20 protein-coding genes are annotated in these 22,491 nt (G+C 64.8%); 11 read left to right on the forward strand and 9 right to left on the reverse strand.

The window, feature by feature from the left end; translation table 11 throughout:
• Window positions 1-11 precede the first annotated feature (11 nt).
• From ACZK3J_RS12370 to ACZK3J_RS12380, 3 genes are all read left to right on the forward strand, one after another.
• Entirely contained in the window at window positions 12-728 is a 717-nt protein-coding gene (locus tag ACZK3J_RS12370; protein WP_478475870.1) for a response regulator, read from the forward strand.
• 3 nt (window positions 729-731) lie between these two features.
• Window positions 732-1,808: an ATP-binding protein gene (locus ACZK3J_RS12375; protein WP_049461165.1), complete on the forward strand. Its 1,077-nt coding sequence runs from the start codon at window positions 732-734 to the stop codon at window positions 1,806-1,808.
• Between the two features lie 189 nt (window positions 1,809-1,997).
• The gene (locus ACZK3J_RS12380; RefSeq protein ID WP_134951760.1) at window positions 1,998-2,924 is read left to right on the forward strand and encodes an ABC transporter six-transmembrane domain-containing protein; all 927 of its coding nucleotides are present in this window, start codon (window positions 1,998-2,000) and stop codon (window positions 2,922-2,924) included.
• Window positions 2,925-3,484: 560 nt separating this feature from the next.
• Here ACZK3J_RS12380 and ACZK3J_RS12385 read toward each other — a convergent pair.
• A complete protein-coding gene (locus ACZK3J_RS12385) occupies window positions 3,485-4,093 on the reverse strand; it encodes a TetR/AcrR family transcriptional regulator (RefSeq protein WP_049422202.1) in 609 nt (202 codons plus the stop codon).
• Between the two features lie 170 nt (window positions 4,094-4,263).
• On the opposite strand from ACZK3J_RS12385, the gene ACZK3J_RS12390 reads away from it, so the two are divergent.
• From ACZK3J_RS12390 to ACZK3J_RS12410, 5 genes are all read left to right on the forward strand, one after another.
• The gene (locus tag ACZK3J_RS12390; RefSeq protein WP_478475871.1) at window positions 4,264-5,100 is read left to right on the forward strand and encodes a siderophore-interacting protein; all 837 of its coding nucleotides are present in this window, start codon (window positions 4,264-4,266) and stop codon (window positions 5,098-5,100) included.
• Window positions 5,101-5,295: 195 nt separating this feature from the next.
• A complete protein-coding gene (locus ACZK3J_RS12395; protein WP_478475872.1) occupies window positions 5,296-7,473 on the forward strand; it encodes a TonB-dependent receptor in 2,178 nt (725 codons plus the stop codon).
• A gap of 52 nt (window positions 7,474-7,525) precedes the next feature.
• Complete coding sequence (locus ACZK3J_RS12400) at window positions 7,526-7,825, forward strand: DUF3649 domain-containing protein (protein WP_478475873.1); 300 nt, start codon at window positions 7,526-7,528, stop codon at window positions 7,823-7,825.
• Window positions 7,822-9,432: a PepSY-associated TM helix domain-containing protein gene (locus ACZK3J_RS12405; protein ID WP_277778364.1), complete on the forward strand. Its 1,611-nt coding sequence runs from the start codon at window positions 7,822-7,824 to the stop codon at window positions 9,430-9,432. Before ACZK3J_RS12400 ends, ACZK3J_RS12405 begins: the two co-directional genes overlap by 4 nt.
• Entirely contained in the window at window positions 9,429-9,707 is a 279-nt protein-coding gene (locus tag ACZK3J_RS12410; protein WP_423174022.1) for a DUF3325 domain-containing protein, read from the forward strand. Before ACZK3J_RS12405 ends, ACZK3J_RS12410 begins: the two co-directional genes overlap by 4 nt.
• Before the next feature lie 171 nt (window positions 9,708-9,878).
• Here ACZK3J_RS12410 and ACZK3J_RS12415 read toward each other — a convergent pair whose 3' ends face one another.
• Both ACZK3J_RS12415 and ACZK3J_RS12420 read right to left on the reverse strand, forming a co-directional pair.
• Window positions 9,879-10,991: a DNA glycosylase AlkZ-like family protein gene (locus tag ACZK3J_RS12415; protein ID WP_478475874.1), complete on the reverse strand. Its 1,113-nt coding sequence runs from the start codon at window positions 10,989-10,991 to the stop codon at window positions 9,879-9,881.
• Window positions 10,992-11,044: 53 nt separating this feature from the next.
• The gene (locus ACZK3J_RS12420; RefSeq protein ID WP_049461018.1) at window positions 11,045-11,629 is read right to left on the reverse strand and encodes a TetR/AcrR family transcriptional regulator; all 585 of its coding nucleotides are present in this window, start codon (window positions 11,627-11,629) and stop codon (window positions 11,045-11,047) included.
• A 239-nt stretch (window positions 11,630-11,868) separates the two neighbouring features.
• Between ACZK3J_RS12420 and ACZK3J_RS12425 the strand changes: the two genes are divergently transcribed.
• Window positions 11,869-14,064, forward strand: coding sequence for a TonB-dependent receptor (locus ACZK3J_RS12425; protein WP_414576730.1), 2,196 nt, complete (start codon window positions 11,869-11,871; stop codon window positions 14,062-14,064).
• Window positions 14,065-14,209: 145 nt separating this feature from the next.
• Here ACZK3J_RS12425 and ACZK3J_RS12430 read toward each other — a convergent pair whose 3' ends face one another.
• The 5 genes from ACZK3J_RS12430 to ACZK3J_RS12450 all read right to left on the reverse strand — a co-directional run bounded on the left by ACZK3J_RS12430 (window position 14,210) and on the right by ACZK3J_RS12450 (window position 19,757).
• Window positions 14,210-16,012 carry a hypothetical protein gene (locus ACZK3J_RS12430; protein WP_134950858.1) on the reverse strand — a complete coding sequence of 601 codons (1,803 nt, stop codon included), beginning with the start codon at window positions 16,010-16,012 and terminating at the stop codon, window positions 14,210-14,212.
• Window positions 16,013-16,288: 276 nt separating this feature from the next.
• Complete coding sequence (locus tag ACZK3J_RS12435; protein ID WP_049461010.1) at window positions 16,289-16,654, reverse strand: hypothetical protein; 366 nt, start codon at window positions 16,652-16,654, stop codon at window positions 16,289-16,291.
• Between the two features lie 454 nt (window positions 16,655-17,108).
• Window positions 17,109-17,699 (reverse strand): outer membrane beta-barrel protein, encoded by a 591-nt coding sequence (locus ACZK3J_RS12440; protein ID WP_478475875.1) that lies wholly within the window; start codon window positions 17,697-17,699, stop codon window positions 17,109-17,111.
• 139 nt (window positions 17,700-17,838) lie between these two features.
• A complete protein-coding gene (locus ACZK3J_RS12445) occupies window positions 17,839-18,552 on the reverse strand; it encodes a fimbrial biogenesis chaperone (RefSeq protein WP_080356495.1) in 714 nt (237 codons plus the stop codon).
• A 32-nt stretch (window positions 18,553-18,584) separates the two neighbouring features.
• The gene (locus tag ACZK3J_RS12450; RefSeq protein WP_277778355.1) at window positions 18,585-19,757 is read right to left on the reverse strand and encodes a fimbrial protein; all 1,173 of its coding nucleotides are present in this window, start codon (window positions 19,755-19,757) and stop codon (window positions 18,585-18,587) included.
• Between the two features lie 227 nt (window positions 19,758-19,984).
• On the opposite strand from ACZK3J_RS12450, the gene ACZK3J_RS12455 reads away from it, so the two are divergent.
• Both ACZK3J_RS12455 and ACZK3J_RS12460 read left to right on the forward strand, forming a co-directional pair.
• Window positions 19,985-21,022 (forward strand): fimbrial protein, encoded by a 1,038-nt coding sequence (locus ACZK3J_RS12455; RefSeq protein ID WP_414576734.1) that lies wholly within the window; start codon window positions 19,985-19,987, stop codon window positions 21,020-21,022.
• A gap of 10 nt (window positions 21,023-21,032) precedes the next feature.
• Window positions 21,033-21,770: a fimbrial biogenesis chaperone gene (locus ACZK3J_RS12460; protein WP_478475876.1), complete on the forward strand. Its 738-nt coding sequence runs from the start codon at window positions 21,033-21,035 to the stop codon at window positions 21,768-21,770.
• Window positions 21,771-21,815: 45 nt separating this feature from the next.
• Here the strand turns inward: ACZK3J_RS12460 and ACZK3J_RS12465 are convergent, their stop codons facing one another.
• Window positions 21,816-22,481 carry a fimbrial biogenesis chaperone gene (locus ACZK3J_RS12465; protein ID WP_161802561.1) on the reverse strand — a complete coding sequence of 222 codons (666 nt, stop codon included), beginning with the start codon at window positions 22,479-22,481 and terminating at the stop codon, window positions 21,816-21,818.
• Between the last annotated feature and the right edge of the window lie 10 nt (window positions 22,482-22,491).

The following is a 22,491-nucleotide window of genomic DNA, read 5'->3' on the forward strand; positions in this document are numbered from 1 at the left end:
CGCAGCACGCGATGAAACACGATCTCCGTACCCGACAGGCACCCTTGGTGCTGATTGCCGAAGATGAGGGCGAAATCGCCGACATCCTCAGTGCTTACCTGGCCCGTTCCGGCCTGCGTAGCGCCCGCGCCGCCGACGGTGAGGCGGCACTCGCCAGCCACCGTCAACTGCGCCCGGACCTGGTGCTGCTGGATGTGCAGATGCCAAAACTGGATGGCTGGCAGGTGCTGAGCGAACTGCGACGGATCGGCAACACCCCGGTCATCATGCTCACTGCGCTCGACCAGGACGTGGACAAGCTGACCGGCCTGCGCGTGGGCGCCGACGACTACGTGGCCAAGCCGTTCAATCCGGCCGAGATCGTCGCCCGCATCCAGGCCGTGCTGCGCCGCAGTGCCCGCGCCGTCGTCGAAGCGCCCAACGGGTTGATCCGCCAAGGGCCCTTCGAGATCGACCTGCGCAGCCACGAGGTGACCGTGCGCCATGGCGAGCAGGTGCACGAGCTGAACTTCACCCTCACCGAGTTCCGGCTGCTGGTGCATATGGCACGCGCGCCGCGGCAGGTGCATGCGCGGGTGGATCTGCTGCATGCCTGCCTGCCCGAAGGCGATGCGCAGGAACGCACCGTCGACAGCCATGTCAGCAAACTGCGGCGCAAGCTGGAGGATGTCGGCGTGATCGGCATTCCCGCCACCATCCGCGGCGTCGGCTACCGCTTCCTGGACTGAATGATGAACCCCAAAGGCAAGAGCATCGGACGCCAGATCACGCTGTCCATCACCGTGGCCTCGCTGTGTTCGACGGTGCTGTCGATCAGCGGCTTCTACCTGTTCTATTACCTCATGGAGGTGTTCTACCCGCGCTGGTACGACGAGCCGGAAACGATCATGCCGTCCGGGCTGGAATGGCTGTGGATCGGATTGACCGCCACCGTGGTCGTCATCTTCGCCACGCTGGTCGCCTCGCGCCTGACCCGGCGCATCATCACGCCGTTGAACTCGGTGGCCGAAAGCCTGCGCCGGGTCGCCAGTGGCGATCTGGAAGCGCGTGCACGCGGTGGTGATACCACGATGGCCGAAGCGGCCACGCTGGTCAGCGATTTCAACTCCATGGCAGAACGGCTGAGCCGGATGTCCGAGAACCGGGTGTTCTGGAACGCGGCGATCGCGCATGAACTGCGCACGCCGATGACCATCCTGCGCGGCCGCCTGCAGGGCATCGCCGAAGGCGTGTTCGAGCCGGGGCCTGAGCAGTTCAACAGCATGCTCACCCAGCTGGAAGGCCTGACCCGCATCATCGAGGACCTGCGCGTGGTCAGTCTGGCCGAGAGTGGCCACCTGGATCTGCGCCTGCAGCGCAGCGATGTCAGTGTGCAGGTGGCCGCGGTGGTTGAAGCGATGTCCGAGGCACTGACCGAGAGTGGTTTCTCGGTGACATTGGACGCACGACCTTCGCTGGCCGACTGCGATCCTGCACGCATCCGCCAGGCAGTACTGGCACTGTTGGAGAATGCACGACGCCATGCCATTCCCTGCCCGCTGCGGGTGTACGTGACGCTGGCAGAAGGCCATTGCACCGTCACGGTGGAAGATGGCGGCCCCGGTGTGCCGGACGACCTTCGCGACAGCATCTTCGAAGCCTTCCAGCGCACGGATGTCTCGCGTTCGCGGCAGAGTGGTGGCTCCGGGCTTGGCCTGGCCGTGGTGCGTGCGATTGCCGTGGCCCATCACGGAACAGCGCTATGCCGGGCCACCGAACGTGGTGGCAGTGCCTTCGAAATCCGCTGGCCGGTGCATGCCTGCCGTTGAGGCGGTAGACACTGCCCTGGTAGCGGCCCACCTTGGTGGACATTCGCATCGCTGAACGGCGCCGGTTTCTCCACGCAATCTCCATCGTCCCTCCATACCCACTCCAAAGGGCCGCCGATACTGGGCGTGACCAGGGAGGCGACAGGTATCCGGCCCCCTGCCCTGCCTCCACCTCGCCCAGGCACCCCCATGCCCCCCCCACATGATCCGGCGGCCGCCGCCGGCAGCATCGGCCAGCAGAACGCGGCCGCCACCCTCAAGGCCATCCTGCGAACCTATCCGTGGCAGCTCACCGGCACCTTTTCGCTGGTGGCGCTGGAAAATGCGCTGCTGCTGGCCTATCCGCTGCTTGCCGGCTTCGCGGTGGACGCGATCATCCGAGGCAACATCGGCCATGCCATTTCCTACGCCGGCGTGGTGCTGCTGTTCTGGCTGGTCGGTGCTGCCCGCCGTGCGGTCGATACCCGTACCTTCACCCGCATCTATGCCGACCTGGCGGTGAACGTGGTGCAGGCGCAGCGCAGGCTGGGCCACGCCACCTCCACCTCGGCCGCACGCGTTGTGCTGGCCCGTGAGTTCGTCGACTTCTTCGAAAAGCACGTACCGATCATCGCCACCGCGCTGGTATCAATGTTTGGTGCGGCAGCGATGCTGCTGGCGATCGAACCGCTGGTGGGCGCTGCAAGCCTGGTCGCACTGCTGGGTGCATTGTTGCTGCTGCCGTCGTTCGCACGCCGCAACGAGCAGCTGCATGGGCGACTGAACAACCGGCTGGAGCATGAGATCCGCCTGGTCGACCGGGTCAGTCCCTCGGTGCTGCGTCGCCACTACACCACGCTGTCGCGGCTGCGCATCCTGCTCTCGGACCGAGAAGCTGGGGCCTTCGTGGTGGTGGGTGCGGCGGCGGCGGTGTTGTTCGCGCTGACCATCGGACGACTCGCCACCACCGACGGTGTGACGCCGGGTCATGTGTACGCGGTGATGACCTATCTGTGGACGTTCGTCGGCAGCCTGGACGATGCACCGTCGATGGTGGATCAGCTGGCGCGGTTGAAGGACATCGGCCGGCGAGTCAGCCCGGGCATGGAAGATGCGGAGCGCAAGGATGCCGCTTGACCGGTAGATGCCCACCTTGGTGGGCACCGACACATCGCGGCGCCAACCAAGGTTGGCGACTACCAAGGCAACAGTGCCAACCAGGATTGGCGGTTACCTCGCGGAAGGACATCGGCCGCCGCGTCAGCCCGGGCATGGAAGATGCGGAGCACAAGGATGCCGCGTGACCGGTAGATGCCCACCTTGGTGGGCAACGATGTATAGCGGCGCCAACCAAGGTTGGCGACTACCGGCGCAACGGTGCCAACCAGGATTGGCGATTACCTCGCTGAAGGACATCGGCCGCCGCGTCAGCCCGGGCATGGAAGATGCGGAGCACAAGGATGCCGCTTGACCGGTAGATGCCCACCTTGGTGGGCACCGACACATCTCGGCGCCAACCAAGGTTGGCGACTACCGGGGCAACGGTGCCAACCAGGATTGGCGGTTACCTCGCCGAAGGACATCGGCCGCCGCGTCAGCCCCGGCATGGAGGATGCTGAGCGCAAGGATGCCGCTTGACCGGTAGACGCCCACCTTGGTGGGCAACGATGTATCGCGGCGCCAACCAAGGTTGGCGACTACGTTGCCGTGCGCCCGCACATCGTCAATGCTCCGATGATCAACGCTTCCATGCTGCGGTCGAACTCGGCCTCCTGCGCCTTCCGATCCAGCGGGCGTCGCGTGGTATCCACCACCGCATGGCGTGAGTACACGGTGTCGGCCAACGCCACGGCGTGATAGGCCACGGTCGACAGCAGCCACGCCGCCTGCTCGAGCGGCAGATCATGCACGCGGCTGAATTCGGCATGGTGGCGCTGGATGCGCGCCAGCATCTCCGGTGTCTTCGCGCCGTGGCTGACCAGGAACGGCGCCAGCCCCGGATTCCCGTCCACCAGCGTCCGCAGTGAACGTTGGAACGCACGCAGATCCTCCTCGATGCTGCGCCGGCCAGCGGCATCCAGTGCCGGTGCCTGCCAACGCTCGAAGATCGCCTCGGCCACCAGCTCGCGCAGTGCCGCCAGATTCGCCACATGCTTGTACAGCGCGATGTGGCTGACCCCCAGCGCCGCCGCCACGCCCACGAAGCTCAGCCCCGGCAGCGTCATGGCAATGCCGGCGTCGGCGATGCGCTCGCGGGTGATGCTGGGCGGTCGCCCACGGGCAGCGGTCTTTTTCGGTGCAGCCATGCGGTAACGGTTCCTGCGCGGTGCGCGGGCAAGGGCTGCCATGGTGGTCCGCAGCGACGCCGTGGTCAACGCGTCGCTGCGGTCCGTGGACAGGCCCCGGTTGCGGCACGATCAATTTAGTTTACTATGATGTAACTAATTCGCATTTGCAGTGTCCAGGATCGTTGTCGATGTCCGCGTCCCCCACTTCAATCACCCCGGCCGGGCCGCTGCGCGGCGCCGACCATGATCGCGGCCTGCAGGCGCTGCAGGTCCAGGTGGTCGCGGTTGCACAGCCGTGCGCCAGCCTGCTGCGCCTCGTGGTCCAGCTGCCGGAACATGCAGAACTCGCGCCCTGGCAGCGTGCCAACACCGCCGTGCGCATCCAGCTCGGCGCCACGTTCGGCGATGTGTCACGGATCTACACCGTGCGCAGCTTCGATCCCAACACCCGCCAGTTCACCCTGGACGTAGTGCTGCACGAGGCACCGGGGCCGATGCTGGCCTGGGTAGGTGCGCTGCGCCCCGGTGATGCCTTCGATCTGACCGGACCGCGCCCCCATCTGCACGTACCGCAGCGCGAGGGCACCTGCGCCCTCCTGTTCGCCGACCCAAGCGCCATCCCTGCCCTGTTTGCATTGCTGCAGCAGTGGCCGGCCGACCTGCGCGCAGAGGCCTGGATCGCCTCGGATGATGCATTCCCGGTAGACGAACTGCCCGCCATTGAAGGTGTCCGCGTGCTCCGCCTCGCCACCGGTGACGTGCCGTTGCTGCAGCAGGCGCGCCAACTGCGGCCGGAACCCGGCAGCACGGTCTGGGCGGCCGGCGAGCGCGAGGAAATGCGTGCCCTGCGCCGCCACTTCATCGAAACGGTCGGCCTGCCACGCAGCGACGTTGCCGTGGCCGGCTACTGGAAACGTGGCGAGACCACCACCGAGACCGACCAGCGTCGCCGCCGCAACTACGAGCGCGTGCTGGCACGCGGCGGTGGCCAGCAGGACCTCGACGACCTCGCCGACGATATCTGATCCACCCCGCAGTATCCGCGCCCCGCGCTTCGTTCCACCCAGCCACAGATCGCCCACGCACCTCGCGTGCAGCACTGCCACAGCGGCAGTGCCGTGCCCTCTGCCAGCCATTCCACAGCCCGCGTCGTCCTGCCCCCGCAGGTCACAGACGGCGCCGTGCTGGCCGATCGCACGACCCACCACACGAGAACCGCCATGTCCCTCCCCCTGCGAACCCTGCCCCTCCCACGCCGCTCGGCGCTGTCTCTGGCCGCCCGTGCGGCGTTGCTGCCCACCCTGCTGATCGCCACCGCCGCACACGCCAACGATGCACCCGATGGCGCCCGCCAGTTGCCCACCGTGAACGTGCGCGCCGACAAGACCGCACCCACCGATACCTACGCCGGCGGCCAGGTCACGCGCGGCAGCGGCGTCGGCCTGCTCGGCGAGCTCGACTTCATGGACACGCCGTTCAACACCACCCGCTACACCGCCGAATTCATCGACAACATCCAGGCGCCGGACCTGGTGCGGGTCATCGCACTGACCGACCCCAGCGTCTACAACAGTGGCTCCAGTGGTGGCATCACCGACTACTTCAACATCCGCGGTTTCGGTGTCGCCTCGTCGGATATCGGCTTTGGTGGCCTGTACGGGCTGATCCCCTACTACCGCGTCACTCCCGAACTGGCCGAGAGCATCGAAGTGCTGAAGGGCCCGTCCGCGCTGCTCAACGGCATGCCGCCCGGTGGCTCGGTGGGCGGTGCGGTTAACGTGGTACCCAAGCGTGCAGGCGACACGCCGCTGACCCGCTTCACCGCCAGCTACGGCAGCGACGCGCAGTGGGGCGGTCACCTGGATGTCGGCCGCCGCTTCGGCGCGGACAAGCAGTTCGGCGTACGCCTCAATGCCGTGCATCGCGACGGCGACACCGCCACCGACCACCAGCAGCACAAGACGCAGCTCGCATCGCTCGGCCTGGACTGGCGTGGTGAGCGCTCGCAGGTGTCGCTGGACCTGTTCAGCAGCCGCGACCATGTGGATGGCCTCAACCGTGGCGTCTCGCTGGCGCCCGGCCTGGCCGTGCCCCGCCCGCCGAAAGCCAGCACCCTGTTTGCACCGGACTGGACCTTCAGCACCGTCAAGGACCAGGCCGCCGCACTGCGCTGGTCGTTCGACATCAATGACTACCTGCAGGCGCATGCCAGCTACGGCCACGGCCATACCGATTTCGACTCCATCGCCAGTGCCACCACGCTGATCACCAACACCGCCGGCGACTTCCGCAACAACTTCGCCCACCAACGCTTCATCTACAGCAAGGACACCGCCGAAGCCGGATTGTCGGCGCGTTTCCGCACCGGCGCGGTCGATCACGCGCTGGCCATCAGTGCAGCCTGGTACCAGCACGACCAGAAGTTCGGCTTCAAGCGCAACCTGCTGGCCCGCGATTGGGTAACCAATATCTACAACCCGCAGTGGGGCCCTGCCATCGACCGCAGCTTCAGTGATGCGTCGCTTCCGAAGACCGCGGAAGTGCGCACCACCAGCTTCGGCATCGCCGATACGCTGTCGTTCATCGATGATCGTGTGCAGCTGACCCTGGGCATCCGTCACCAGACCGTGCTCAGCGATACCTTCGATGGCGGCACAGGCAAGCGCACCGCACGCTACGACGCCAGCGCCAACACCCCGGCCGGTGCACTGCTGTTCAAGGCCAGCGACCGCCTGTCACTGTATGCCAACTACATCGAAGGCCTGAGCCAGGGCAGCACCGCCCCGGCAACCGCCGCCAACGCGGGCGACGTGTTCCCGCCGTTCAAGACCCCCCAGCGCGAGGTCGGTGCCAAGCTCGACTTCGGCCGCGTGGCCAGCGCATTGAGCGTGTACGAGATCGAAAAGCCCAGCTCCTATACCGACCCGACCACGAATGTCTTCTCGTTCGGAGGCCAGCAACGCAACCGGGGCGTGGAATGGACCGTGTTCGGCCAGGCCACCGAACAGCTGCGCGTGCTCGGTGGCATCGGCTGGCTGCAGCCGAAGCTGACCCGTACCCAGGGCGGTATCAACGAAGGCCGGTTGGCGACGGCCACACCGCAATGGCAGGGCAAGCTGGGCGTCGAATGGGACGTGCCGACCGTGGCCGGCCTCACCCTCACCGGCAACGCGGTCAGCCTGTCCAAGGGCTACATCACTGCTGACAACAGCCAGTGGGTGGCGGGCCGCACCGTGTTCGATCTCGGTGCCCGCTATGCGACGCAAGCGGCCGGCCATCCGCTGGTACTGCGTGCCACCGTGCAGAACCTGACCAACAAGGCGTACTGGGCGGGCAGCCTCGGCTCGGGGCTGGGTACGCCACGCACCGCCCTGCTGTCGGCCACCGTCGATTTCTGATCCTCGTTTCAAGGGCGCCACGCCATTGCGCGTGGTGCCCTGGAGAAGTGCTTTGACCGTTTCCCGTACCGCCTCCGTGCTGACCTGGCTGCCCCTGGTCTCACGCATCATCGCCGCGTTGTTCGGCGGCTATGTGCTGGCCGCACTGTGCAGCATCGCGGCACTGGCGCTGCCCATTGATGGTCGCCAGGCCGTGTTCACCGGCATGCTGGCCAGCTTCCTGGTGTACGCCGGCGCCGTGGTCTGGGTGTTCGCGGTGCGCTCGGCGCGGCGTGCGTGGCTGGGCCTGATCTTCGCCGCATTGCCCTTGTGGTTGATCGCACAGACGGTCGGCAACGGAGGCGCTGCATGAGCAAGGTCGATCGCACTCCGAAGCCACGCGGCATCCGCCAGACCATGTCCGACCTGCATATCTGGGTGGGGCTGCTGGCCGGATGGATCCTGTACGCGATGTTCCTCACCGGCACCGCCAGCTACTTCCGCGACGAGCTCTCGCGCTACACCCGCCCGGAAATCGCCACACCGTCCGTGTTGCCGGACGCCGCTGTGGTTGCGCAGCGTACCGTCACGGCGATCATGGCCGACACGCCTGCGGCCAGCCAGATCAACCTCAGCCTGCCGAGCACGCGCATGCCGTGGGTGTCGGCGATGTGGGCCAGCCCGGGCGGGCGTGGCCGGCATGGCTTCGACTCGGGCCTGTTCGACGCCAGCACCGGTGCACCGCTGCAGGCACGTGACACCGGCGGCGGCGACTTCTTCTATGCCTTCCACTTCAACCTGCACTACATGCCGGCGATGTGGGGCCGCTGGATCGTCGGCCTGTGCGCGATGTTCATGCTGGTCGCCATCGTCAGCGGCGTAATCACCCACAAGAAGATCTTCGCCGACTTCTTCACTTTCCGCTGGGGCAAGGGCCAGCGCTCTTGGCTGGATGGACACGCGGCGCTGTCGGTACTCGGCCTGCCGTTCCACTTCATGATCACCTGGAGCGGCCTGGTGATGCTGGCGGTGCTGTACATGCCGTGGGGCCTGGCCAAGCTGCCGGACAAGCGCCAGCAGGCCGAGGTGGTCAGCGAGATGCGCCTGTTCCTGCCACCGCAGAAGGCCGCCGGCCACCCTGCTCCGCTCACCAACGTCGGTGCACTGGTGCAGCAGGCCGAGCAGCGCTGGGGAGCCGGCGCGGTGGGCAGCGTGCAGGTGCAGAATCCCGGCGACGAGAACGCACGCGTGGCCGTGGTGCGTGCGCAGTCCAGCCGCGTTTCCACCACGCCGAACTACCTGCTGTTCGATGGCAGCAGCGGGCAGCTGCTGCAGGTCAAGGAACACTCGGGCGTTGCCGCCGATACCCAGGGCGTGCTGTATGGCCTGCACCTGGGCCGCTTCGCCGATGCCGCCCTGCGCTGGCTGTACTTCATCGTCAGCCTGGCCGGCACGGCCATGGTCGGCACCGGGCTGGTGCTGTGGACGGTCAAGCGCCGCGCGCAGCTGCCTGATCCGCAGCGACCCTACTTCGGCTTCCGCCTGGTCGAGCGGCTCAACATCGCCACCGTCGCCGGCCTGTCGGTGGCGATGGCGGCCTACCTGTGGGCGAACCGCCTGCTGCCCACTGCCATGGACGGGCGCGCGGCGTGGGAGGTGCATGTGTTCTTCCTGGCCTGGGCGGCCATGTTCGTGCACGCCACGCTGCGCACACCCAAGCGCGCATGGATCGAACAGTTCCTGCTGGGGGCACTGCTGCTGGCGCTGCTGCCGGTGCTGACTGCGGTGACCACGCTGCATCCGCTGTGGCGCACGCTGGCCGCGGGCGATTGGGCGTTTGCCGGCACCGACTTGACCCTGCTGGCATTGGCCGCCCTGCACACGCTGCTGGCCTGGCGCACCTGGCGGCATGCGCCGAAGGTGAAGCGCGCACGGCCGTCTGCCGCGTCACGCACTGCGGCACCGGAGGCCAGCGCATGATCCACGTCATTCTGTTCGTGTTGTCGCTGGCCGCGTTCGCCTGCCTGGCACTGGCGATGGAGCGTCATCAGCGGGACGTATTGCGTCGTGTGCTGAGCGCGCAGGCAACCCAGCAGCTGCGCGCGATTGGCTGGGCACTGCTGGTGTTCAGTACCGTGTTTGCCATGCGCGGGTTGGGCGTGGGTTTCGGTCTGGCTGCGCTGTCCGGTCACACCAGCGTTGCCGCGGGCGTGGTGGTGTTGGCGATGGTGGTGCAAGGGCGGCGGGATCGGTAGATGCCCGCCTTGGTGGGCATTGATGAAAGCGACGCCAACCAAGGTTGGCGACTACCGGGCTTGAGCGGCGCTGCTTTGGTAGCTGCCCACCTTGGTGGGCACCGATGCATCGCGGCGCCAACCAAGGTTGGCGACTACCTGGACCTACAGGCACCCATGCGCCGCTCGGCTCTACAGAAAAGCTGCCATGCGCTGCAGTTCGTCTTCCAACGCACCACGAAACACCTTGTCGCGGGCCAGTGACTTGCCGGCGTAGCCCACGCTGGACGCCAGTTCACCATCGCGCGCACTGAGATTGACCCAGCCCACCACCTGGTCGTGCCACAGCACGGGCAGTGCGTAGTAACCGTACTGGCGCTTCGGCGCAGGCGTGTAGGCCTCGAACTTGTAGACCCAGCCCCACAGCAGCTCGAAGCGGCGGCGGTCCCACACCACGGGATCGAACGGGGCTAGCAGGCGCACCTGCTCATCCGGTGCGTGACGGCGCGAGCGCGGGTTCTCGTCTGCCGGCCAGTACCAAGTGGTGCCGTCCAGCGTGCAGCTGGCCAGCTGTTGCTTGGCCAGCTTCAATGCCTGCCGGGTCTGTTCGGCCAGATGTGGCGCCCCGTAGCCCAACAGGCGCACCAGATAAGTCAGGCTGCCCGACGGCAGCGGCGCGTACTTGCGTACCACCAGGTCGATCAAAGCAGCCGCGCGTTCGATCTGCGCCTGCGCGCTGGCATCGGCTTCCGCGTGCTCGGCCACCGCGTAGATGCGGGTGCCGCTGTCGCGCCGCTGTACGCGCAGCAGGCCACGGTAGTGCATGCCATCCAGCAGGTGCGTGCTGGCATTGCTGGTGCCGCCCCAGTAGTTGGTCACCCGGCCATGCGCGAACGCCTGATCAACCTCGCGCGGATGCACGCTGCCGCGCTCGCGCACGAAGGCCAGCACGTCCGCGGCACGCCGCTGGGTCTCGGTGTCCCACGCGCGCTTGGACACACGCGGGTGCATCAGCGCCAGATGTTCGCGTGGCAGGAAGCCGTAGTTCACCAGGCAATCTTCTTCCACCGGCAGGCGCGCATAGCGCCGCTCCAGATCACCGGCGCGGTAGTCCTTCACCCGGTGGCGCAGGGTCAGGTCCTGTGCGCGTGCCGGTGCGCGGATCGGGTCGGCCTGCACGAAGCCCAGGCGCCGGATCGCGGTCAGCAGCGTAGTCGGTTTGAACAGCGTACGCGCCACCGCATGGCGGCGCAGATCATCGAGGGTGGGCGTGGCAGGCATGGCCGCATTGTAGATCCACGCCATGCGTGGATGGGGCCGTGGCGAACCGTGCAACGGCATCCACGCATGGCGTGGAGCTACCGAAGCTCCAACACCTCCAGCGAACCGATCACCAGCGCACGCATGCCCTGCTTGAACTCGGTGATCACCTGGCCCTCTTCGTCGTCGGCAATCCCGTAGACCGTGTCCGCACCGGCAATGCAGTAGAACGCGATCGTGGCCAGCAGCCAGCGCGCCTTGTCCAGCGGCAGGCCGAACACCTCGGCCACATGCGCCTGGTGCGAGGCGATCTTGTCCAGCATCGGTGCAGTCGCCACCGAACGGCGCAGCAGGTACGGCGGCAGCCCGGGGTGCGCTCTCACCACCTCGCACAGCGAATCCACGAACCCCAGCAGGTAAGCCTGCAGCCCACCCGGCGCATCGGCCGAGGCGCGTGGAATCTGCCAGCGCTGGAACACCGTGTCGGCCACCAGCCGCTTCAAGGCCTCCAGGTTGGCCACGCGCTTGTAGAGCGCGGCCTGGGTCACCGCCAGTTCGGCGGCCACGTTGGCCATGGTCAGGTTCGGCAGGCCCAGTTTGATACCGATGTCGGCCAGGCGATCGGGGGTGATGGTGGGCGGACGGCCACGGGCCGACGCCGGGGTTTCAGGGTGCATGTTCATACCGTAGCGAGGGTGCCAGCAAAGGGACCCTCTTGTCCGCTTCATATGGTTTAGTTTAATTTACTCAACTAATTCGGAATGCGTGTGGTTCGCAACCCCGCCGCCGTCCGCGATCGAGCCCATGGCTCACTTCCCGCCAGGTCCCCACCCAGCCGACAACCCTGCGCTGCGCCCTCCCCCGTGCTTGCCGTCGGCAGCGCGCCAGGCGCGTTCGCACCTGCGATTTACAGGAACCTGGCATGACCGTGTACCACCTTCCCTCTCCGCTGCAGCCCGCAGCGGCCGACATGATCCGCGTGCAGATGCATCCGCCGATGGCCCGGCGCTACCGCGTGTCGGCCCTGGCACTGGGGCTGCTGGCCTCGTTTGCAGCGCTGGCCGACTCCGCGCCGTCCACCCTGCCCTCGGTGCAGGTGCAGGAACAGCGTCGGGTGACCGGCGACTATGCCGGCGGCCAGGTGGCCTCGGGTGGCCGGGTCGGCCTGCTCGGCGACAAGGACTTCATGGATACGCCGTTCAGCACGGTCAGCTACACCGAAGCCTTCATCCGAGACCGCCAGGCCAAGGACCTCACCGACGTCATCGCCGCCACCGACCCCACGGTATTCAGCAACGGCGTGACCGGCGCCTGGAGCGAGAACTACGCCATCCGCGGCTTCGCCTCCAGCACCAGCGATACCACCTTCAACGGCCTCAGCGGCATGGCGCCGTACTACCGCACTTCGCCGGAAATGTTCGAGCGCATCGAGGTGCTGAAGGGCCCGTCCGCCCTGCTCAACGGCATGCCGCCGGGCGGCTCGGTCGGTGGCAGCGTCAACCTGGTGCCCAAGCGTGCGGGCGAGCAGCCGTTGCTGCGGGTCAGCGCCAACTTCGCCTCCGACGCGCAGTTCGGCACCCATGTGGATGTGGGCCGCCGCCTGGGTGCCGACAAGCAGTTCGGCATCCGTTTCAACGGTGCCTACCGTGATGGCGACGGTGCGGTCGGCAAGCAGCGCAAGAAGGTGCAGCTGGGTTCGCTGGCACTGGACTGGCGTGGCGAGCGTGCGCGGCTGTCGGCCGATCTGTACAGCGCCGACGACCGCGTGGACGGGCCGGCCCGTGGCGTCGGCCTGGCACCGGGCGTGGCGATTCCGCGGCCACCGCGTGGCGACACGCTGATCAACCCGGACTGGGCCTACGTGGACAGCCAGGACAAGGGCGCGATGCTGCGCGGCGAGCTGGACATCAACGAACACCTGTTGGCCTACCTGGCCTATGGCACCAGCAAGACCGACTACCGTTACAACGGCTCGATCAGCGCGCAGATCCTCAACCCGGCCGGTGACTTCACCACGGTGATGGGCCAGCTGGCGTTCGACATCAAAAAGCAGTCCGGTGATGCTGGACTGCGCGGCAGCTTTCGTACCGGCAGCGTGAGCCATCAGTGGGCCGCCAACGTGACCCACTACCAGCACACGCAGAACGACTACGGCCGCCGCAGCGTGCCGGGCTGGGACTGGACCACCAACCTCTACAACCCGGTGTGGGGCCCTGCGGCACCGTTCGTGGCACCGCACATCTCGCATACCGAGCTGAAGCTGGACAGCCTCGGCTTCGCCGACACCCTGTCCTTCGCCGATGACCGCGTGCAGTTGACGCTGGGCGTGCGCCGCCAGCAGGTAGTCAGCGAGACCTTCAACGTGGCCAGCGGTGCGCGCACCTCGCGCTATGACGAGAGCGCCACCACCCCGGCAGCGGCTTTGCTGGTGAAGGCCACCGACACGATCTCGGTCTACACCAACTACATCGAAGGCCTCAGTCAGGGCGCCACCGCGCCGATGACTGCTGCCAATGCCGGCGATGTGTTCGCACCGTTCCGCACCAAACAGAAGGAGCTGGGCCTGAAGCTGGACCTGGGCAGCTTCGCGCATACCTTCAGCGTGTACGAGATCAAGCGCCCGAGCAGCTACACCGACCCGGTCACGAATATCTTCTCGTTCAGTGGCGAACAGCGGAACCGCGGCGTGGAATGGGGCTTCTTTGGCACACCGCTGGACGGCGTGCGCCTGCTGGGCGGCGTGGCCTACGTGCAACCGAAGCTGACCCGCACGGCCGGTGGCGTGAATGAAGGCCGCATCGCCACAGCGGTTGCGCAGCGGCAAGCGAAGCTGGGCGTGGAATGGGATGTGCCTACTCTGGAGGGCTTGACCCTGACCGGCAATGCCACTGCGATGTCGAAGCAGTACATCAGCGCAGACAACCGCCTGTCGGTGCCGGGGCGCACCTTGTTTGATGTGGGTGCGCGTTACAGCACCACGATGGCCGGACGACCGCTTGCCCTGCGCGCCAGCGTGAACAACGTGACCAACAAGGCGTATTGGGGCATGCCGTTGTTGTCGAGCCTGGCGCTGGGCGCACCGAGGACGGTGCTGTTGTCGGCCACGATGGATTTCTGAGGCGGGCGGCACGCACGCACCACCTGTAGAGTCGAGCGTGGCTCGACCCTACAGAATGCCTGGCACCTCACTCTGTAGAGCCGAGCACGGCTCGGCTCTACAGGGACCCAGGCATCTGAAGGGTCAATCTCCGCTCAACAAGGGCTCACCACTTGTCGGAGAATCGAGCGACGGATTTGGCTCTTGAGTTCATGTTATCGAGCACAGTCTCCTGCCCTGGATTGAAGGCCCAGCGGCCATCCGGCAGCATCCGGTGCGGTGTCGGGTAGAAGGGGAGCTGATCTCCGGAGCCGATAACCGGCACAGGCTTTGAAACACTGTTGTCCGGAAGTCCCAATGCGAAGCCTGCCCGACGACTGAACGCAGACGTGGGGCACGTGAGCGCCGTGGCGATGACGAAGGACTTCTCGGTGTACGAATAGTCGGCCCAGTCGCAGACCTCGGATTTTGTCCAGCGGTTGCTTCCGCCGTAGTAAATGCCGTCAGCGCGGTGTTGCTTGAGCAGCGCCTGCAGGTTCCGATCGCGCGCAAGATCGGCAGGCACGTCCTTGAGGTCCACGCCGGGGTAGGTGAAGCCCTCGATGGGGTTGCCAACCAGCCTGTACCGGAACGTGGCACCCGAGTTCTCCAGTGCCTCGTTGGCCCGCCGGATGTTCTCGCGCATGAGCACCAGTGCATCCCACCTGTACAGAAACTCCCCGGCGCTCCTGTCAAGCACCCACAACAGGTCGATGGTGGTGGTTTCGCGCTCCCAAAGGCCGCGGTCGTTCACGCGGAATGCGATCTTCTCGTTTTGGAGTACGGGAACATTGAGGTTGTCGGCGATGATGTTCATCGTCATTACAGGATGACCCACCGCAATGACACGGAGCCCTTGCCGCGGCTTGGGAAGGATGACGTTGGGCGTGGTCGAGCCGCCGACCGGTGCAGTCACCTCGATCACGTCATAGCCCTCGTCCTTCAGCCGTACTTCCTTCTGATTGGTTGTGTCAACCGGGCGAATCGACTGGCGCAGCAGATGCCAGCGGTTCTGTTCGGCCACGAAGACGAACTCGTACTCATCGCCGCGGCGCAGGGGGAGATGCTTGCTGGCCGGGTCGCCTTTGTTCACCTTGATCTCTGAGTCCCAGGTTGCGCTGGAGCGCAGAATGATCCGATCCCGGTCATGCGCAACGCTCGGCGGGGTTACGGGAGAAGCCCACTCGCCATCCTGGAGTTCCATGACAGTACGGGATGCAACACGGTGGTACCGGTCTTTCACCTTCTTCTCTCTGTAAGGTGCATGCACCCACATCCATCGACGTGCGAAGGGATCGAATTCGGCCCGGACGGCCTCCCCCGATGCAACATCCATGCGCTGGCCGGGGAATGGCGTATGTGTTCCCAGCACCTTGGTCGCCGAAGTTGCATTGTTCTCGATGGTGATCGTGTCGAATGCCTTGCCAACAGAGGGCAGGATCAACTCACCAGCATGCTTGCCATTCCGCAGGTCGATGATGGAAATCAGCTGGCTATTGCGTGGAATCTGCCATCGTGATGTGTTTGGTGGGCTTTGCGACGAGCTATCCCAGGTATACACGGACTGGCCGCTCTTGCGCGAAAGAAAGGAGATGGCACGACCAGCAGCCAGCTTGAGTGGTTTGCCGGGGACGCCGCTGATTGAATCATGAATTTCCAGCGTCTTTTCACTGGAAGCTGCATTGTTGATGATGTCCAGCGGCCCGAATGCATGCGGAAGACGTATCTTGTCCATCCAGCTCCTGTCATTGACAGAGAACTCTGTGAGCATGCAACCAACGCCTGGCGGCGTGGAGGTATTGGGCAGCTGCTCCTTGAAGCCGATTGTTTCCGGCGTCCAATAGGTGGTTCTGCAGTTCGAACCCGCCGCGAGTACAGGCGTGATTGCCAGGCACAGAGCCAAGCCAAGCGTGGTGCGTGAGCGATTCATGTAAGCCTTCTGGATGGTTGAAGAAGTACGGCCTAGAGAGCCAATACAGCCTCGCTGCAGGCAGGCGCTTCTTCCATAGGACTGCTATGAAAAGCTACGTGGTTGAACTGCCACTGATGCGGCTACACTGATTGTGCCTGCCGTCCTGTAGAGCCGAACCATGCCCGGCTGCCGTTCGCGCGATGATGGAATGAGCCGAGCATGGCTCGACTCCACAAACGGCCATGCCAGAGCATCCACGCGTGGCGTGGATCTACTGAACGTCGGCCTACGCTTTCATTCCGGATGCAGGCGATAGATGGCCTGGTTGGTCAGCGCCAACGCGGCCAGCTTCAACCCTTCCATCACCCGGTCGCCCACGTAGTGCTCGGGGCCACCATTCTGCCGGGCGCGTTCGGCCGCCAGCAGGATCTCCTGCACCACGCGCAGGCCGGCCAACGCACCATCGGCATCGGCCAGCGCCAGGCAGCGGCCCGGCAGTTGATGGCGTTCGGGCCAGGGTTGCCCGTCGGCCGCCGCTCCCAGGCCAATCTGGTGCAGCAAGGCGATCAGGCTGTTGGGATCGGGCGTCTCCGCTGTGCCCTCATCGGTATTGGCCGGGGTGTACTGGGCGCGCAGAGGGGGAATATCGGTTGCGTTCATGGCAGGTCTCCGTGCAAGGCTACGGCACCGCCCTTAACAAAGGCGGCGGACGGTACGTGTGTGGAAACCGGTGACTAGTGCTATTGGCCGGCGGATGCGCTTGCGCGCACCCCACGTACCGCCCGCCATGGAACGCGAACGGATTGCCAGCCGGCGCCACACAAGGCGGCGCCGGCTGGCAAGTGTTACCAGCACATAGTCAACGGGCTTCCACACCCGGCCACCCTTTTTCGGTGGCACCCCATCATGGGCACAACTGCGCGGCAGACATCAAGCGCCGCAGCGGCACAGACGGAGACATCATGTAACGGGCGGCATTGTCGCATACTGCCGAAGCGGCGAATACGCCTTGTTTTCAGCGCTCAACCCGCCTCCGCCTCGCGGCTATGCGGGTCACCCGACCTTCGCTGTGGCGCCCCGACCGGACGCCACAGCGCGCCAGCGGCGACAGGCCTCAGAACTGGTACTGCAGGCCCAGGTTGATCGCGCTGACCTTCAGCTCACCCTTGCTCGGACCGGCGCGGTAGTCACTCTTGCCCAGATTGTCCAGATCCAGGCGCAGGGCCATGGCGTCGTTGAACCAATAGCGGGCGCCCACGCCCACACCCACGTTGATCTCGTTCGTCTTCACCCAGTACGGCTTGACGCTGCCCTCGCGCCAGTGGCTGCGCTCATTGCCAACATAGAGCTTGCCGACCAGTTCGAAGCGGTCGCCCAGCGGCACGATGCCCACCACCGCGCCGCGCATGCCGTAGCTGCTCACCTCGCCGAGCTCGAGCAGATCCGCCTTGCCCAGCGTTGAATGCGCTTCAACCTCCACGGCCAGGTGCCGGTTCCAGCGATAGCCTGCGCCGGCTTGAAGGCTGGACACCGTGTCGTTCTGCTTGACGGATTTCTCTTTGGTGGACAGCTCGCCTTCGATACCGGTGGCACCGATGCCGCCAAAGGCGTAGAAGCCTTCGTGGTCTGCGGCCTGGGCGGCGATGGGAGCGGTAGCGAGTGCCAGTGCGGCGAGGAGGGGAGCAACTGTCTTCTTGTTGAACATGCGGCCTGTTTCCAGTGTTGGTGGAAGGCTCAGCCTCCTCCGCAACCAACGCCAGCGGTATAGGATAACGACGAATTTTCAGCCTGAATTCACGCACCTTTCACCTGGATTCAGGCTCAGCGTCGAACGACGTTCGACGCTACGGGCGCTTAATAACAGGATTTTCCTGGTGCAGAATGCCGTCATCATCCACCCAGCTGTAGCGCACCGCTGTCAGTGGCCCGGTGTACCCAGCCGGATAGGCCAGCGTCTTCGTCTCTCCCGGCGCGAGATAGAAGCTGTCAAGTGGACGCTCGCCTGCTGCAGATACCAGCGTCATCTCCGCAACATTGAAGTAGTGCCGGGAATCGTTGTGTAGCGTCAGTGCATCCTGCGTCTGGTTGAAGCGGACCTTGGCCGCGGGGTTCTCTGGCGCGCCCAAGCCAGCAGGCCGATAGAACACCTTCATACGGAAACGAATCGCCAGCTGCACGGTGTTCTCTCCCGTGGTGGTTTCGCGCGGGGGCACGTCCATTACATTCAACCAATAAAGGTGCTCAAGATCTCCTTTCGGTGCTCGCTCCGGGAGGCCGCGCACGCGCAGAACCTGCGATTGCCCCGCATCCAGCCGGAACAAGGGCTTGTCGAGAACGAATGGCGCCCGGGAGGCTTCGGCCTTCTGCTCAATGCCGCCATCGGCGACCCATGCCTGGATCAGCGAGGCACGTTGTCCTTCATTTTTCAGAACAACTGCTACTTCCGGTTGCCCTGCCGGATAGATCACACGCGTCCCCTGCACGGAGACTTCCGCCTTTGCTGCCACACCAAACAGCAGCGGCAGTGCAGCAATCAGGCAGCGCAAGGTTGTACTCATGGCCATGCTCGCTCCGCGCGTTTCGCTTTGCTTCAAGGGAAAGTGAGGCTGAACACCAGGCCCGCATTGGCATCACCTGGCGTGATGGTGGGCAGGGTCTGCTGGTAACGCACACCGAATGTCTTGGTCAGCACTTCCGTGCTGGAGGAGCCACGCCCGAACTCCTTCGTGTCGTAGAACCCCATGGGCGAGCCGTCGCCATCAAGGAACTGATAGGCCACGCCCACTACGCCACCGCTGGCTTCTGCCAGGCCCTGTTCGCTGTTGATCACCACGGTGGTTGGTACGGCCTGATAGTTCACCTGCCCAACACCCGCCTCGCAATCCAGCACGAGCTCGTAGCGGCGCTCGCCCGCATGCGAACCCACGCCTTTGAACTCCGATACCGGAATAGACCCCATCGGTACATCCTGGCCCCGCATCGTGCAGCTGGGACGATCGCGGATTGTCAGAACACCCGAGCCAATCCATAGATTTTCGTCAGTGAAAGGCCCACCCGAACCATTGTACAAACGGGACTGCATGATCATCTTTGCCGAAGTGGTCCTGCTGCCACTGGGCAGATTACCCGTGCGGATGTATTTGACCATGATGCGGGTGCCGACATCCCCGGCAGGGGTGTCACCCTCGCTGAGCAAGACCTCGTCGAAGCCCAAGGCAGAAGGCCTGCCCTGTCCACCGCGCGACGATTCGACCAGGAACACAAAGCCCACGCCTTCCACACCGGTGGGGTACACCACATAGGAAGCACCGCTTTCGTGGTAACGCTCGATGTTGAAGCCACCATGGCTTTCCACCCTATGGCTGATGACATCACTGGACGAACAATGGAACTCCGCGGTGGGGGCGCCGCCATTTGCCACCAGCCACGGTGTAAGAGCGCCATTCAATGGCACATCCCTGCCGCTGAATTCGACATTCGCTGGCGCGGAGAAGCGAGGGTTGACGCCTCCGCCGCTGCAGGCTGCATGCGCCAACAACGGGCAGCATAGGAAGGCGCACGCTGCCGCCAAGAGCCGACGACGGGTACGAGGCACCAAGGACACCCAGGCTGCGAGGCGCAAGGACGACCGGAAGAGTTCAGGCATGACGAGCACCTGCGCCAGCAATGCGCGAATGTTCCACACCGTACGGGACACAGGCAAGGGCTCCGCGCGGGGAACCCAATGGCGGGTCATCGCGACGATGGCCTTGGCGGCGCCCAAGGCACGTCCCACGGTATTTGGCGTACACATACGGTACTGCCCCACAGGCAAAAGAAGAGGCTGACAGGATCGGCAACAGGCAGGTGAGCATATATAGGACATGTACCAAACGCGGACGCCCTCACAATATCTTCACCTGGAGCAGTCCCTCCCGCAGGCCATTGGCAGTGCTCCTGTGCGTCGCTTACTCTCCACCACAGGCGCCATGCGGCCCGGAGGCCCACACCATGAAAAGGACCGTCTTCATCTGGCGATACGTCGCACTGCTGTGCCTGTTGGCACCCGCGGGGGCGGTGGAGGCGGCCTGCTCGGCCGGGCCGCAAAAATGGATGGCGGCGCTGGCAGGCTATTACGATTCCTACGAGGCAGGCGATGTTGTAGTCGACTGGATGACAGCGCCGGTCGCGTACTACGTGGATTGCGATCCCATTTCAAGCGCACAGATGATGCTTCGCTCCGCAACCGGGTTTGCCGGGTTCCACCAGGGGCGCACCACGTTCCGGACGGACCATGAAGGTATTGGCATTCAGATGGAGTACCGCTATGTGCAATCCATCAACGGCGCGGGCCAGCCGGTCTACTCCGAATGGCAGGAGCCAGGAACAGCAGGCACCCCCATCACAGCGCATGCGCACTACGTGAAAGGCACCCCCACGGCACCCATCATTGTTGAAGTGGACTACCGGTTCATCGCGCTGCGTGAATTCTCCGGGGAAACCATTGCCATGGGCGATCTGGAACCCTTGGTGGCGTCGGACCGCAGCTACGGTTTTTCGCTGGAGCAACTGTCGGTAGAGGGCCCCCAACGAAGGCTGCGCGAGATAGCCAGCTGTAGCTTCAGCGCAAGGCCGCCCACCTCGCTGCGCCTGCCAGACACCCACACCTCCCTCCTGAAGAATACGGGTGACATGGGAGAGCCGGCCGATTTTTCCTTCAGCTGGAGCTGTCGCGCCGGCAATCAGGGCCATAGCGGCAGGGGCGATTTCCTTTTCAGGTCGGCCGACGCCATCACTGACTCAGCTGGACACCTGGCTACCAGCGGCGACGCCAAAGGCGTGGACATGCTGGTGACCTTGGAGCGCTCCGACGGAACCCAGGAGCCCATCGTTTTTGAGACATGGTACGCAAACCACTTGAGCCCGGGTACGGGCGGCCTACCCAGCAGCGGCAGCCAGGCCATGCAGGTGCGCTTCATCCGCAACGCCAGCCCCCTGGTGCCGGGAACAGCCAGCAGCACCCTGACCATCGAAGCCATTCCCTTCTAGGCGCAGACCCATGTTGAATCGCACGCTGTTGACGCTGCTCCTGGCCTCGCTGTCCCTGCCGGCTAGCGCAGATCTGCAGGTCAATGCTACTCGCGTGGTTCATGAGCAAGGCAGCACCGCAGCAACCAGCATCCGGGTGCGCAACATCGGCAGCGACCCATCGCTCATTCAGGCGTGGGTGGACCAAGGCAACGGGGAGTTGCCACTGGAGGCACTGCGAACCCCCTACTTTGTGACGCCCCCACTGTTCCGGCTGGATGCAGGCAAAACCCGTGACATTCAGATCCGCGAAGCGGAGACCCGCACCTTGCCCACTGATCGAGAATCACTGCTGTGGCTGAACATCGCCGATGTCCCTGCCCGCACAACTGGCGCCAACGCGCCGACGCTCGAATTTGCGATGCGCTGGCGGCTGAAAGTCTTTCATCGCCCTGCGGGGCTGACTGGCAGCCCCGAGGAAGCACCTGCGGCACTGCGGTGGAGCGTCAGGACCAATGCTACTGGCCAGATCGCGTTGCATGTGACGAACCCCACGCCCTATTTCGTCAGCTTGGCCGACCTCAAGCTGGGAGCCCTGGCCCTCTCCATTGAAGCAGATCGCGCCCAGGTCCCCCCATTCGGCGAATGGTCACGAACATTGCCAGAGAAACCCAGCGTCCCTGCAAATGCGCTCGACGTGAAGATGACATGGGTCGACGACACGGGGATCGAACACAGCGCTCAGCGCCCGCTTGATCTGTCTCACTGATTCCGGCTCAAGCCGCTCCGTTTGCTGGCGACCGTACGCGCTCGACTACCGACCGGAAACGCTTGCCTGGCCGTTACGCGCCCTTCCAGCATCATCAACCCATCTGAAGTTCAACTGCACGCCCTCGGTATCGCCGTGCAATGGCAATGACCACTCAGAGAAGGGCGCAATCAATGCGTTGCTTGGCTCAAGCAGCAGCTGTCGTCCGTCTAGATCGAGCCGTGCCAGACTAACGTGAAAGGGCGTTGGGTTTCGCGCAATCAAGCGAGACGTCTCACCGCTACTCTCGATCTGCCAGTCCACCACGGATGCGGCCGTGTCAACCGAGCCCTTCAGGTTTTTCGGACGATGAAAGACCTTGATCCGCCAGTTTACGGCGTACTCAAGCTTCGGCGCCGTGTCCTGTCGAACCCCGGCAGGAACATCAAGGATATTGAGCCAGAACACAGACTCGCGATCTTGAGGCAAGGACTGGCCGGAGATTGCACGAATCATGATGTCGCGATTCCGGCCAGGTGACAGCTTGAACATCGGCGGGACAACCACATACGGAACTTTCAACTGCTCCGGACGCGCGGCCCCGTCTCCCACATCGATCCATGCCTGCACCAGGGAGTCACGGACACCGTCGTTCCACACCCGCACGGAAACCGGTGAGTCGCCAGCCTGCACCACACGGCTGTGCTCCACGCCCAGATCGGCCTGTGCCAAGGGGCAAACT

This window comes from Stenotrophomonas sp. 86428_Sma (genome assembly GCF_056481585.1).